Genomic DNA, 12,445 nt, shown 5'->3' with positions numbered 1-12,445 from the left:
TTGGCTCCATCAGCAAGTGACCGTCATCCCCGGCACGGCCGAAGGCCGTGGTATCCTCACGAGCCTTGCTTGTGAGTGGGGATGACAGGGCAGCTCACTTCAAGCCGTTCTGCTTGAGGAAATCGGCCGCGACGACTTCGACCGTTTTCTTGTCGACATCGACCTCGCCGTTCAGCTTCTGCATGGTGGCATCGTCCAGCTTGGTCGAAAGCGCCTCGAGGGTCGGCTTCAGGTCGGGATGGGCGTCGAGCACGGTCTTGCGCACCACCGGCGTGAGGGCATAGTTGGGAAAGAAGCCCTTGTCGTCGGCGAGCACGCGCAGCCCCAGCGCCGCGATCTGGCCGTCTGTCGCCTGGGCGGAGATGACGTCGAGATCCTTGTTGGCCAAAGCCCTGTAGGCAAGGCCGAGATCCATCGGCTTGACGTTGGCCCGGCCGGCCTCGAAGTCATAGGTCTTCTGCAGGCCGAGCAAGCCGTCCTGGCGCTTGGGAAACTCGGCCGTGGTGCCCATCATCAGCGCCGTTCCGGCCTTGTAGGCGGCGGCCATGTCGGAGACCGTTTTCAAGGCGTCGGTCTTCGGGTTGTCCTTGCGCACCACCATGGCATAGGTGTTGTTGGCCTTGGACGGCGCCAGCCAGACCAGTCCCTTCTCGCCATCGAGTTGCTTGACCCGATCATAGGTCGCCTGCGGCGAGAGCTTGTCCGTCACCTTGTTGAAGGTGACGAGGGAAGTGCCGGTATATTCCCAGTAGAGATCGACTTCGCCATTCTCCAAGGCGGCGCGGACGATCTTGGTGCCCATGCCGTTCTTCTTGTCGATCGTGTAGCCCTTGCTGGTCAGAAGCTGCGTCGTCATCTCGGCGATGATCTGCTGCTCGGTGAAATCCTTGCCGCCGACCGTGAGATTGGCCGCCGGGGCCACGCTGCCGGTCGCGGCCAGCACGATTACCGAAAACACCCCCGAAAACACGCACTTGCCCAGTTTCATCAGCATTGTCATCGTCTTTCCCTCTGTTGCTTGTTGCCGCTGTTCAGCGCAGCGGATTGATGCCTCGCGGGACGAGGTAGTATTGCAGCCGGCCCACCAGGAAATCGGTCATGACAGCCAGGATCGCGGTGGGGATGGCGCCGGCGAGCATCATCGGCAGTTCGTCGAGGGCGATGCCGGTGAAGATCAGCTCGCCAAGGCTGCCGGCCCCGATCAGGAAGGCGAGCGGGGCCGAGCCCACGCAGATCGCCAGAGCGGTGCGGATGCCGCCGAAGATGACGAACAGTGCATTGGGCAATTCCACCCGCCACAAGGTCTGCAGCGGTGTCATGCCCATACCGCGCGCGGCTTCCAGGAGATGGGGCTGAACCGCGCGCAGTCCTGCATAGGTATTGCGCACGATCGGCAGCAATGTCGCCGCCCACAGCCCGAACACGGATGGCAGTATGCCGATGCCGAGCCAGGTCATCGACAAGGCGAGGATGGCGAGCGTCGGGATGGTGCTGCCCAGATTGAAGATCTGCATCGCGAATTCGGAAAAACGTCTGAGGGCCGGCCGCGACAGCAGGATACCCACGGGAACGGCGGTGAGGATGGCGAGCCCGCCCGCCCAGGCGACCAGTTCGATATGCTGCAGGCTCAGATAGGTGATGTCGTCCCAGTAGGCGAGGATCTCGCCCGCCATGCCGCTGAGCCACAGCCACAGGCAAACCGCAAGCAGCACCGCCCACATGCCAAGCGGCACCCAAAACTGCGAGCGCCCCCTGCCCTGCCTGGTCGCTATTGCCGCCGCTGGTCCGCTCATCCGGCTTCTCCGGCATGGCTGAGGCTGGCGACGATCGAGCGATAGGTCAAAACGCCCTTGAGCTGCCCCACCTCGTCCACGCAGGGCAAAACGGGCATGTCCTGCGCAAACATGGAGGCCACCGCATTGCGCAGATCCGAATTGAGCGCGGCCGTGGTCTCGATCGGGCGCGCGTGGTCACCGACCATCCCCGTCGCAGTCCTGGCATGGTCGAGCGCCACCAGGCCCTCCGGCCGACCATCGCCGGAGACCATGATGATGGCGTGCTGGCCCGAGGCCTGCATTTTCTCGAGCGCGAGGGCGATCGGATCCTGGCGTCCTACCGTATCGAACTGGGCGGTCATCGCTTCTGCGGCCGTCACCAGGCGCAGACGCTTGAGGGCCCGATCGGAACCGAGGAAATTCTCGATGAAGGCATTGGCCGGCCTGGCCAGCAGCGCGTCGGGGCTGGCATATTGTTCCAGGCGCCCACTGCGGAAAATGGCGATCTTGTCCGCCATCTTCACCGCCTCGTCGAGGTCGTGCGAGACGAAGATGATGGTCTTGCGGATCGCCCGCTGCATCTTCAGGAACTCGTCCTGGATCACCTCGCGGTTGATCGGGTCGATGGCGCCGAAGGGCTCGTCCATCAGCATGACCGGCGGATCGGCGGCGAGTGCGCGCAGCACGCCGACGCGCTGCTGCTGGCCGCCGGACAATTCGCGCGGATATCGGCTGAGGAACAGGTCCGGCTGCATGCCCACCAGTTCGAGCAGTTCGGCCGCCCGCGAGCGCGACTTCCTGCGGTCCCAGCCCAGGAGATCGGGCACCACGCAGATGTTCTCGCAGATAGTCTTGTTGGGAAACAGCCCGATCTGCTGGATGACATAGCCGATCGAGCGGCGCAGCTGGATCGGATCGGTCGCGCTGGTATCCTTGCCGTCGATATAGACCTTGCCGCCGGTCGGCTGGATCAGGCGGTTGATCATCTTCATGGTCGTCGTCTTGCCGCAGCCCGACGGCCCTAGCAGCACGCAGATCTCTCCCGCCGGCAGGTCGAGATTGATGTCGTCGACGGCGACGAAGGGCTTGCCCGCCGTTTCGAAAGTCTTGGTGAGATGTTCGAGACGGATCATCGGCTCGCTCCGCCCTTGATGCCCTTGGAAGTCAGCAGCCACTGCACCAAAGCGAGGAACAGGTCTGCCGCGATCGCCAGGAGGGACACGGCCAGAGCGCCCGTGATCAACTGCCGGGGATCGGATTGGCTGATGCCGCGCGAGATGAAGGTGCCGAGCCCGCCTGCGCCGATATAGGCAGCAATGGCGGTCACCCCGATATTCATCACCACGGCGGTGCGCACCCCCGCCATGATCACAGGCACGGCCAGCGGAATCTCGACCTGGCGCAGCCGCTGGCCCGTGCTCATGCCCATGCCGGTAGCCGCCTCACGCAAGGCCGGGTCGACATTGGCGATGGCGGTATAGGTGTTGCGGATGATCGGCAGCTGCGAATAGAGGATCACGGCGATCACCGCGGGCACATAGCCGATGCCGTGACCGAAGGGCGATAGCAGCGGGATCATCAGCCCGAACAGGGCGATCGACGGCACGGTGATCATGATCGAGGCGAGATAAAGCACAGCGTCGGCGGCAGTTTTGGACTGGGTGATCGCAATGCCGATCGGCACTGCCGTGGCAAGGGCAATGCTCACCGCCACGAAGACGATGGAAATGTGTTCGAGTGCCCTGGCACCGATCACATGGAGATTGTCGGAGATAAAGGTCAGGATTTCCATCATGCCGCTGTGCCGCAATCCTCGTTTTGTCGCCGTCGTTCGAACCCGCAAACGCTCCTCAAAGTTCTGCATAGAGATCGGAGGCATTCTCATAGGTAAAGCGCAGGGGCACCGAGCCTCGGACCTGCCAGGCCTCGACTGGCTCGCCGGCGATCAGGCGGCATGCCTGGTCGGTGCCCACCACGGCTCCGCCATAGAGCCGATTTGCCAGGTTGAGGATGGCAGTCTGGTGCATGGCCGTGCTGGCCGTGCCGCAGGCATCCTTGACCAGGAGCACGTGGAAGCCGAGGGCTATCGCGTCCTTGACCGTCGCATCGACGCAGGCCTCGGTCCACACCCCCGCGATGGCCAGCCATTCGATGCCCTTGCGCCGCAATTCCTCCGCCGGCGAGCTGGCGCCGAACAGGCTCGGCTCCGATTTGAAGATGACTGCCTCCTCCGCGGCCGGCGCGACTTCGGCGCAGATGGCGATGCGCGGATCGTCCTTGTCGCTGAAAGCCGAACGTCCGTCGGCCTGCATGGGATGGAAGGGACGGCCGGGCTTCGCCGGATCCACGACATAGGCGGCGTGATAGAGCGGCACGCCGTGTCGGCGTGCCATATCCTGCAGACGGCGTGCCTCCGCCAGCACGCCGGCATAGCCTTTGACCAGATAGCGCGGATCGGCCCGATGCTCTTCCTGGAGATCGATGAAGATGGCGGCCATCCGGTTGCGGTCGATATGCAGCGTCCGTTTCACGTCAGATCTGTCCTTCCAGGAACTCGTCCTCATAAGGGAAGCGCGACAGCAATTCCGTGCCGGTCTCGGTGATGAGGACCTCGTCTTCGAGCTTGACCCCTTCGCGACCGCCCTTCTCGCCGATATAGCTTTCCACCGAAACGACCATGCCCGGCACCAGATGGCCGTCGCGGCCATAGGTTTCGTAATCCATCGAATGGGCGATGAACGGCGTTTCCCCATGCATGCCCACGCCGTGCATCACCGAGGTGTAGCGCTGGTCGACGAAACGCTCGGGGATCTTCCAGGCTTTCTCGGCAATCTCGCGGAAGGCCATGCCCGGCTTCACGATGCCGATATTGTGCTGCACCTGGTCGTAGGACATCCGATACAGCATCTTCTGATAGGTCGTCGGCTTGCCCGGCCCACAGCGGAATGTGCGGGAGAAATCGGAATAATAGCCGTAGCAGCCAATGGTGTCGGTATCGAGGGCCACCAATTCGCCCGGGCGGATCTTGCGCCCGCTCGCCTCGTTGAACCAGGGATTGGTGCGCTGGCCCGAGCTCAGCAGGCGTGTCTCGATGAATTCGCCGCCCTGCCGGATCACCTCGTGATACATGATGGCGAAGAGCTCGTTTTCCGAAACGCCCGGCTTGATCGCCTCCCGGACCGAGGCAACGGCCGCTTCGGCGCCGGCCATCGAAACCTGAAGGCACTTGACCTCCTCCGGCGTCTTGATGGCGCGCACCGCCAAGATCTCGCCCTGGCAATCCCTGACGTCGCAGCCGCGCTTTTGCAGCGCCACTGCCTGCAGATGGCTGCAGCGGTCGAGGCCGAGCTTCATCGATCCGCCGCCATGGGTCTTGAGGAGTTCGGTGATCTCGTCGGCGAAGGGACCGGCCGTCTCGTCGTCCCGGCCCGACACCGATGACCACACGAGCTTGGAAGGCCGGGCCTCGTCGATCGTGTCGAGCACCATCGAGACATGGTAGCTCTGCGGATATTCGAACAGGACGATCGGCCCCTCGGTGGGGATGAAGAAATAGCGCGTGGAGTTGCGCAGGAAGTAGCCGAACATATTGCGCGAGCCGGTGGCGTAGCGCTGATTATAAGGGTCGAACAGCACGACCGCCCCATAGCCGGCCGCGGCCATCCATTGGCGCAGCCTGGCAAGGCGACCCTTGCGCAGGGCATCGGCATCGATGAAGGAAGGCTCGGTATCGGAAAGCCACATGCCGCCGGCCGGATCCGCAGCCGCCGGATGGCGCATGCGATCCTTGAAGTCGACATCCTCGACACGATCCGGATCGAAAACCACAATGCTCATGAATAGTCTCCTGTCCATGAACAGTGACCAACCGGCGCGCGCATTGTTTGGCTGCTTTCCGCGAAAACTATGCGCGATTCCGCAAGGCCGCCCGCCGTGACCATTCTCGTCATGCTGGGTCTTGTCATATCCTGGGCGCCTCCCCCGAGATCGACTTACGCTGGCGCACGCCCCTCGGCGCGTAGCCGAAGCTGTCGCGGAAGGCCCGGGAGAAATTGGCCGCATTGTTGAAACCGCAGGCCAGCGCCACCTCGCTGACCCGCAGGCTCGAATGGGTGAGCAGATCGGCTGCCCGCCTCAGGCGCAGGCTACGGTAATAATGGTTCGGCGTGACGCCGAGCTCGGAGCGGAAGGAACGCTCGAGCTTGTCGGCTGAGACGCCGAGGCGCCGCGCCAGCGCATCCATGCGAAGAAGGTCCTCAACGCAGTCCTCCATGATCGCCACGGCGGCCAGCACGAGTTCGTCGCCGATGCCGGTACGCAGGCGCAGCGGCATCAGCCGCCTGTCCACGCTCGACCGCAGCGGACTGTGCACAAACCATTCGGCGACGCCAGCCGAGAGCTCGCTGCCATAATCACGGCCGATCATGTCCAGCATCATGTCGAGGCTGCCCACCCCGCCTGCCGCCGTGAAGCGTCGCCGGTCGATGACATAGAGGTCTCGCTGCATGTCGAGGCCCGGAAAGGCCTCGCGAAAAGCCGGCTGGCTGGTCCAGTGCAGGGTGCAGGCATAGCCGTCGAGCAGACCGGCGCGGGCCAGCAGGAAAGCCGCATCGGCGACCGAGCCGAGATGTGCGCCAGCCCTGAGGTTGCGGCGGATCCAGGCCATGGCATCCTCGGCGACCAGATGATCGGCATCGCCGCCCGAACACACCACGATGCGATCGACGGACGGCGCGTCCCGAACGCCGAAATCCGGCTCGATGTCGATGCCGTTGGAGGCCCGGACCTTCGATCCATCAGGGCCGACCGTGGTCCAGGCATAGCAGCGCTTGCCGGACAGCGTGTTGGCGGCACGCAGCGGCTCGATCACCGAACTGAATGCCATCAGGGGAAAGCCCGGGAACATCAGCACGGCAAAGCGGATCGCCTCACTGGCCTGCCTTTCGCTCAGCCTGATCTCCATGGCATCGATCCCTTCAAGGTTCCCCGGCGCCGATCTCCGTGCGCCGGCGCACGACATAGGCCTCGAGCTCCTCACGAACGGCTTCGCCCAGGGCCGGCTCCTGATATTCCCGCAAAGCGTGCTGCCAGAGGCCCGTCGCCCGGTCGAGTGCGTCATGCGCTCCGGCCTCCTGCCAGCTGCCGTAATTCTGCCAGTTGGAGAGCATGGGCTGATAAAATGCGGTTTCGTAGCGCGACATCGTGTGTTCGCTGCCGAAGAAATGCCCGCCGGCAGGCACGGCCTTGATGGCCTCGAAGCCCAGATCGTCCTCCTCGAAAGGCAGGGGACGCAGGAACTCCATCATGTTCTGGAGGATCTCGACGTCGAGGACGAGCTTTTCATAGGACGCCGTGAGGCCGCCCTCCAGCCAGCCGGCGGCGTGATAGATCAGATTGGCGCCGCCGAGGACGGCGCCCCAGGTCGCCATCTCCGTTTCATAGGCCGCCTGCAGGTCGACCGCATTGGAAGCATTGGCGTTGGAGGTGCGATAGGGAAGGCCATAGCGCCGCGCAAGCTGGCCGGCGATGATGTTGGCCTTGGTGTTCTCCGGCGTGCCGAAGGCCGGCGCGCCCGAGCGCATGTCGACATTGGAGGTGAAGGCTCCGTACATCACCGGCGTGCCCGGATTGACGAGCTGCGTCAGCACGACACCGAACAGGGCCTCGGCGTTCTGCTGGCACAGGGCCGCCGCCAGGGTCACCGGCGTCATCGCGCCCATCAGCGTGAAGGGGGTGACCGTTACCGGCTGTCCATGTTCGGCCATGGCCATGAGGCCGTCCGCCATGGCGTCGTCGAAGAGCCGCGGCGAGTTGACGGAAATGATGGTGATGACGCCGGGCGAAGCGCGCATCTCCTCCAGGGTGATGCCCCGCGCGATCGCCATCATGGCGATGGCGTCCATGGCGCGGCCGCGCCCGATGGCGCTGCAGTGGAAGCTCAGATCGCTGAGAGACAGATTGGCTTTGTAGGTATCGAGGTGGCGCGAATTGGCCGGCAATTCGATCGGCGCACACACCTGGTTGCCCAGGATGTGGATGGCGTTGAAATAATGGGCCAGGCGGGTGAAGTTCTCATAGTCGGCAAGATTGCCGGATCGCCGGCCGTTGATGCGGTCATGCACGTTGGGCGGCCCGGCCACCAGGCCGAAGACCAGCGCATTGCCGCCGATCTCGAGCTGCTTGTCGGGATTGCGGCCCGTCAAGGTGAAGCGACGCGGCGCGGTGAGAAGCGCTTCCTTCACCAATGTCTCGTCGATGCGGATGGTCTGGCTCTCCCGGTCGACGAGCGCGCCGGCCTTTTCGAACAGGTCCATCGCCCGCGTGCTCATCACCCGAATGCCGAGTTCGGAGAGAATGCGCATCGAGCTGCGATGCAGCATCTCCATGCGCTCTTCGTCGAGCATCTGCATGGGCGCATAGGGATTTGACACGCGCTGCCAGGGCAGTTGGGGAATGCCCCCGCCCCGCGCGCTTCTCGATCGGCGCCCCCCGCCACGCCTGTCCTGTGTCATGCCCGGTACGCCACCCTTGCTTGAATTCATCTGACAACTCGCCATGATAGGTGTGGTACAAGGCGCCTTTCACGTGATTAGTTTGGCGGCATTGCCCAAAAAAAATGATGTCATGGCGCAAAGCGGCGTTGAACCGGCGGAGGCAGTTGAACTAGCCTCCGGCAAACATCCAGAGCCGCCATGAAACCCCCTCCTCCGCTCAACTACATCCGCTCCTTCGAATGCTCGGCCCGGCATTTGAGCTTTACCGAGGCCGCCAAGGAGCTGGGCTATACCCAGGCCGCCATCAGCACCCATGTGCGGGCCCTGGAGCACTATATCGGCCGTCAGCTGTTCGTACGGTATCCGCGCAGCCTGAAACTGACCGAGATGGGCGAGGCCTTCCTGCCGACGCTCAGGCAGGCGCTCGATCAGATCGACCACGCCACCGAAGCCATCCTCGCCTCGGTCAGGAACCGGACGGTGGTGATTTCCTGCCCGGCGACGCTCGCCACCAACTGGCTCGCGGGCTGCATTGCTGCCTTCCATGCCAGGCATCCTGATATCGAAGTCGTGCTGCACGGCACGATCTGGGAGGATCCCAGCGAACCGGCGGCCGATCTCACCGTCTCCGCCCGGCGCTTCGACAACAAGCCACCAATGGCCATCCCGCTATGGGATGAGAGCCTGGCTCTGCTGTGCGCGCCGCAATTCCTCTCCGGGCCGAACGCGATCAGGTCCCCCGCCGATATCCTGAAGCAGGGCTGGATTTTCGTGCACAGCCGGCAGGAATATTGGCAATGCATGGGCGCGGCTCTCGGCATCGAGACGTCGGAGCACGAGAAATATCTCAGCACCAACTCCTCCAATATCGCCCTGGAGCTGGCGGTCGCCGGTGCGGGCTGCGTCGCCGTACAGCTTTCGCTCGCCCGCCCTTTTCTGAAAAGAGGGCTTCTGGCCGAACCCTTCGCTGTCCGCCCGCCCAGTCCGTGGGGCTATTATCTTTCCGACAATGCTTCATCCAAGGGCAGCGTGGTAAAAATCGTGAAGGAGTGGATTCTGGCCCGCGCCAAGGCCGACATGGTCTGACACGATCCTCCGATAGACTTCCCCGAGCCGATCCTACGTCTCAAGCGTTCGGCAACAAGCGAAGATCGCGAGGCCAATGACATCGTTTTATTTGGTCATTCTTTGCCGAACACCGCTTTTTTGCGCGAAAGGCTGCCTACCCGCCTCGTGCCCTGCTGCCTAGACTTGCCCGGTCACAACAGGCGAAAGCCCTGCCAGGATCTTCCGCGTGGATCTCCCAACGGCAACGGGCCTTCGCCGCATGATTGTTCATCGGGAAGTTCGTTTCATGCGTAGCCATGCCCAGGCCGTCGTGATCGGCGGCGGTTTGATCGGTTGCTCGATCCTCTATCACCTCGCCAAGCTCGGCTGGACCGAAATCGTCCTGCTGGAACGGGACGAACTCACCTCGGGATCGACCTGGCATGCAGCCGCCAACATCCACGGCCTGCACAACTCGACCAATATCAGCCGCCTGCAGCACTACACGATGGCGCTCTACAAGGAGCTGGAGGCGGAGACCGGCCAGGGCTGCGGCATCTTCCAGCCCGGCTCGCTCTATCTCGCCCAGACCCAGGAGCGCGAGCACCAGTTGCGGCTGCAGGAAGCCAAGGCGCGCCGCTACGCCATGAATTTCTACGAGGTCTCGCACGGTGAAGCCGAAAAGCTGCATCCGCTCGTGGATTTCTCAGGCATACGTTGCATCATGTTCGAGCCCGAGGGCGGCAATGTCGACCCATCGGGGGTGACGGCGGCCTATGCCACCGGTGCCCGCCAGCGCGGCGCCGAGATCCATCGCTTCACGCCGGTCACGGGCACCGAGGCGCAGGCCGACGGGAGCTGGATCGTGCGCACCCCAAAAGGCGATATCCGCAGCCAGTGGATCGTCAATGCCGCCGGCCTGTGGGCGCGCGAAGTGGCCGCCATGGCCGGGCTGACCCTGCCGCTGATGCCGACCGAGCATCAATATTTCGTCACGCAGACCATCCACGAGATTGCCGCGCTCGATCGGCGTCTGCCCTCGGTCGCCGATCGCGACGGCGAATACTATCTTCGCCAGGAGGGCCTCGGCCTGCTGGTCGGGGCCTATGAACGCGACATGCGGTTCTGGGCCGAGGACGAGACACCCGCCAATTTCGGCCATGAACTCTTTCCCGACGATCTCACCCGCATCGAGGACAACATGATGCGGGCGATCGAGCGCGTACCGGTGCTCGGCTCGACCGGCATCCGGCGGGTGATCAACGGCCCGATGATCTGGTCGCCCGACAGCGCCGTGCTGTTCGGCCCCATGCCGGAAATGAAGAACTATTTTTGCTGCAATGGCATCATTCCCGGCTTCTCCCAGTCGGGCGGCATGGGCAAGCTCGCCGCCGAATGGATGATCGAGGGTGAGCCCTCCCTCGACATGTTCGCCTGGGACCTCGCGCGCTTCGGCTCCTGGGCCGACAAGGCCTTCACCAAGGCCCGGGTTCGCGATCAATACGGCCATCGCTTCAAGATCCACTTTCCCAATGAGGAGCGCAGCGCCGGCCGGCCCGTGCGCACCCGCCCCATCCATGCGATGCAGCAGGAAATGGGCGCGGTGTTCGGCTTCAACTTCGGCTGGGAACATCCGCTATGGTTCGCCGTCGCGGGCGAACCCCGGGAGGAGACGGCCGGTTTCGCGCGCCAGAACTGGTGGGAGCCGGTGGGGCGGGAAGCGCGCATGCTGCGCGAGCATGCGGGCATCATCGATATCTCCAACTTCGCCAAATATGAGGTCACCGGCCCGGGTGCGCGAGCCTGGCTCGACGCGCTGTTCGCCAATCGCATGCCGACGCGGACAGGCCAGATCTGTCTCACCCCCCTGATCGGCCGGCGGGGCGGCGTCGCCGGCGACTTTACAGTCACCAGGCTTGCCGATGATCGTTACATGATCTTCGGCTCCGGCATGGCGGAACGCTATCATCAGCGTTTCTTCAACGCCGTACCCCTGCCGGAGGGAACGCTGTTTCGTTCGATGACGGAGGCCATGTGCGGTTTCAGCGTCGCCGGCCCCAAGGCGCGCGCCCTCCTGCAGAGCCTGACATCCGATGACCTTTCCAACAACTCCTTCCCTTTCATGCGTTCGCGCCTTCTCAATCTGGCGGGCATCGAGGCCATGGCCCTGCGCGTTTCCTTCACGGGCGATCTCGGCTGGGAGGTTCATTGCCAGGCCGGCGACCAGGAAGCGCTCTATCGCGCCCTCCTCGCGACCGGGAAGGAGCTCGGCGCCGGTCCTGTCGGCGCGAGAGCGATGACGTCGCTTCGCATCGAGAAGGGCTATGGCAGCTGGGGGCGCGAATATTCGCCGGAATATTGGCCTCAGGAATCCGGCTTGGCGCGTCTCGTCAAGCTGGACAAGGGCGACTTCCTCAACCGCGACGCCTATGCGGCCGTCGCCGACCGTCCGGCGCGGGACCGGCTCGTCACGCTGGCCATCGAGGCTGAGGATGCCGATGCGACTGGCGGCGAGCCGATCTTCCTGCCGGACGGCACTCCGCTCGGCCAGGTTTCCTCCGGCAGCTATGGCTATTGGGTCGGCCAGTCCTTGGCCCTGGGTTACGTCAAAGCCGATCTGGCCTGTGACGGCGATGCCGTGACAGTGGCCATATTAGGGATCCCGCATAAGGCGCGCATCCTCGCCGAGCCTGCCTTCGACCCAGGAGGCAAGCGCTTGAGAGGCTGAAGCTCCGCCCGGCCATGACCGTTTGCATATCGCGCACGCCGGCTGGCGCGACGCCGTGGCGATCATCGAGGATCATGGCCGGTTCGCGGGTCAGATTTGTGTTTCGGAACGGGCGGCCGTCACCTCCCAGTGCCGGTATGAAGGCTCGTCCGTCGGTGCGATCTCCGTCGCCAGCAGCACATAGCAACCGGGACAGAAGACCTGGCGCAGGCCAATCGGCCGATCGGTGAAATGCGACGCCGGGGCTCGCACACCGGGACCCGCATCCTGGGAAGGCCGCTCGCGGCGGATGGCGTTGGCGAAGGGGTTGCCCACACCAGCCCCCAAGGGATGATCGCAATGATCGCAAACGATGGTCCCGTCCGCCTGCTGCCTCACATTGTCATCGATCTTCATGGCTC

The 12,445-nt window shown here is 63.9% G+C and carries 11 protein-coding genes; 2 read left to right on the top strand and 9 right to left on the bottom strand.

From position 1 onward, the window contains the following. Positions 1 to 94 precede the first annotated feature (94 nt). The 8 genes from ACR9ZN_RS02260 to ACR9ZN_RS02225 all read right to left on the bottom strand — a co-directional run bounded on the left by ACR9ZN_RS02260 (position 95) and on the right by ACR9ZN_RS02225 (position 8,287). Positions 95 to 988, bottom strand: coding sequence for a glycine betaine ABC transporter substrate-binding protein (locus tag ACR9ZN_RS02260; RefSeq protein ID WP_481271246.1), 894 nt, complete (start codon positions 986 to 988; stop codon positions 95 to 97). Positions 989 to 1,031: 43 nt separating this feature from the next. Then, on the bottom strand, positions 1,032 to 1,793 hold the full coding sequence (locus ACR9ZN_RS02255; RefSeq protein ID WP_481271245.1) for an ABC transporter permease: 762 nt from the start codon (positions 1,791 to 1,793) through the stop codon (positions 1,032 to 1,034). After that, a complete protein-coding gene (locus ACR9ZN_RS02250; protein ID WP_481271244.1) occupies positions 1,790 to 2,908 on the bottom strand; it encodes an ABC transporter ATP-binding protein in 1,119 nt (372 codons plus the stop codon). The genes ACR9ZN_RS02255 and ACR9ZN_RS02250 overlap by 4 nt, the downstream gene beginning before the upstream one ends. Continuing rightward, positions 2,905 to 3,567, bottom strand: coding sequence for an ABC transporter permease (locus ACR9ZN_RS02245; protein ID WP_481271939.1), 663 nt, complete (start codon positions 3,565 to 3,567; stop codon positions 2,905 to 2,907). Before ACR9ZN_RS02245 ends, ACR9ZN_RS02250 begins: the two co-directional genes overlap by 4 nt. 58 nt (positions 3,568 to 3,625) lie before the next feature. Continuing rightward, entirely contained in the window at positions 3,626 to 4,306 is a 681-nt protein-coding gene (locus ACR9ZN_RS02240; RefSeq protein ID WP_481271243.1) for an isochorismatase family protein, read from the bottom strand. Position 4,307: 1 nt separating this feature from the next. Continuing rightward, entirely contained in the window at positions 4,308 to 5,612 is a 1,305-nt protein-coding gene (locus tag ACR9ZN_RS02235; protein ID WP_434960961.1) for a M24 family metallopeptidase, read from the bottom strand. 124 nt (positions 5,613 to 5,736) lie between these two features. Next, positions 5,737 to 6,738 (bottom strand): GlxA family transcriptional regulator, encoded by a 1,002-nt coding sequence (locus ACR9ZN_RS02230; protein WP_481271242.1) that lies wholly within the window; start codon positions 6,736 to 6,738, stop codon positions 5,737 to 5,739. 13 nt (positions 6,739 to 6,751) lie between these two features. Further along, positions 6,752 to 8,287: a trimethylamine methyltransferase family protein gene (locus ACR9ZN_RS02225; protein WP_481271938.1), complete on the bottom strand. Its 1,536-nt coding sequence runs from the start codon at positions 8,285 to 8,287 to the stop codon at positions 6,752 to 6,754. 180 nt (positions 8,288 to 8,467) lie between these two features. On the opposite strand from ACR9ZN_RS02225, the gene ACR9ZN_RS02220 reads away from it, so the two are divergent. After that, positions 8,468 to 9,355, top strand: coding sequence for a LysR substrate-binding domain-containing protein (locus ACR9ZN_RS02220; RefSeq protein ID WP_322432150.1), 888 nt, complete (start codon positions 8,468 to 8,470; stop codon positions 9,353 to 9,355). 268 nt (positions 9,356 to 9,623) lie between these two features. Next, positions 9,624 to 12,044 (top strand): GcvT family protein, encoded by a 2,421-nt coding sequence (locus ACR9ZN_RS02215; protein WP_481271241.1) that lies wholly within the window; start codon positions 9,624 to 9,626, stop codon positions 12,042 to 12,044. Positions 12,045 to 12,134: 90 nt separating this feature from the next. Here ACR9ZN_RS02215 and ACR9ZN_RS02210 read toward each other — a convergent pair whose 3' ends face one another. Next, positions 12,135 to 12,440 carry a hypothetical protein gene (locus ACR9ZN_RS02210; protein ID WP_454818208.1) on the bottom strand — a complete coding sequence of 102 codons (306 nt, stop codon included), beginning with the start codon at positions 12,438 to 12,440 and terminating at the stop codon, positions 12,135 to 12,137. Positions 12,441 to 12,445 lie beyond the last annotated feature (5 nt).

Source organism: Labrys sp. HAY1-8F (assembly GCF_056754975.1).
The sequence above is the reverse complement of the archived record's forward strand: the minus strand, read 5'-3'. Positions and strand labels throughout refer to the sequence as shown.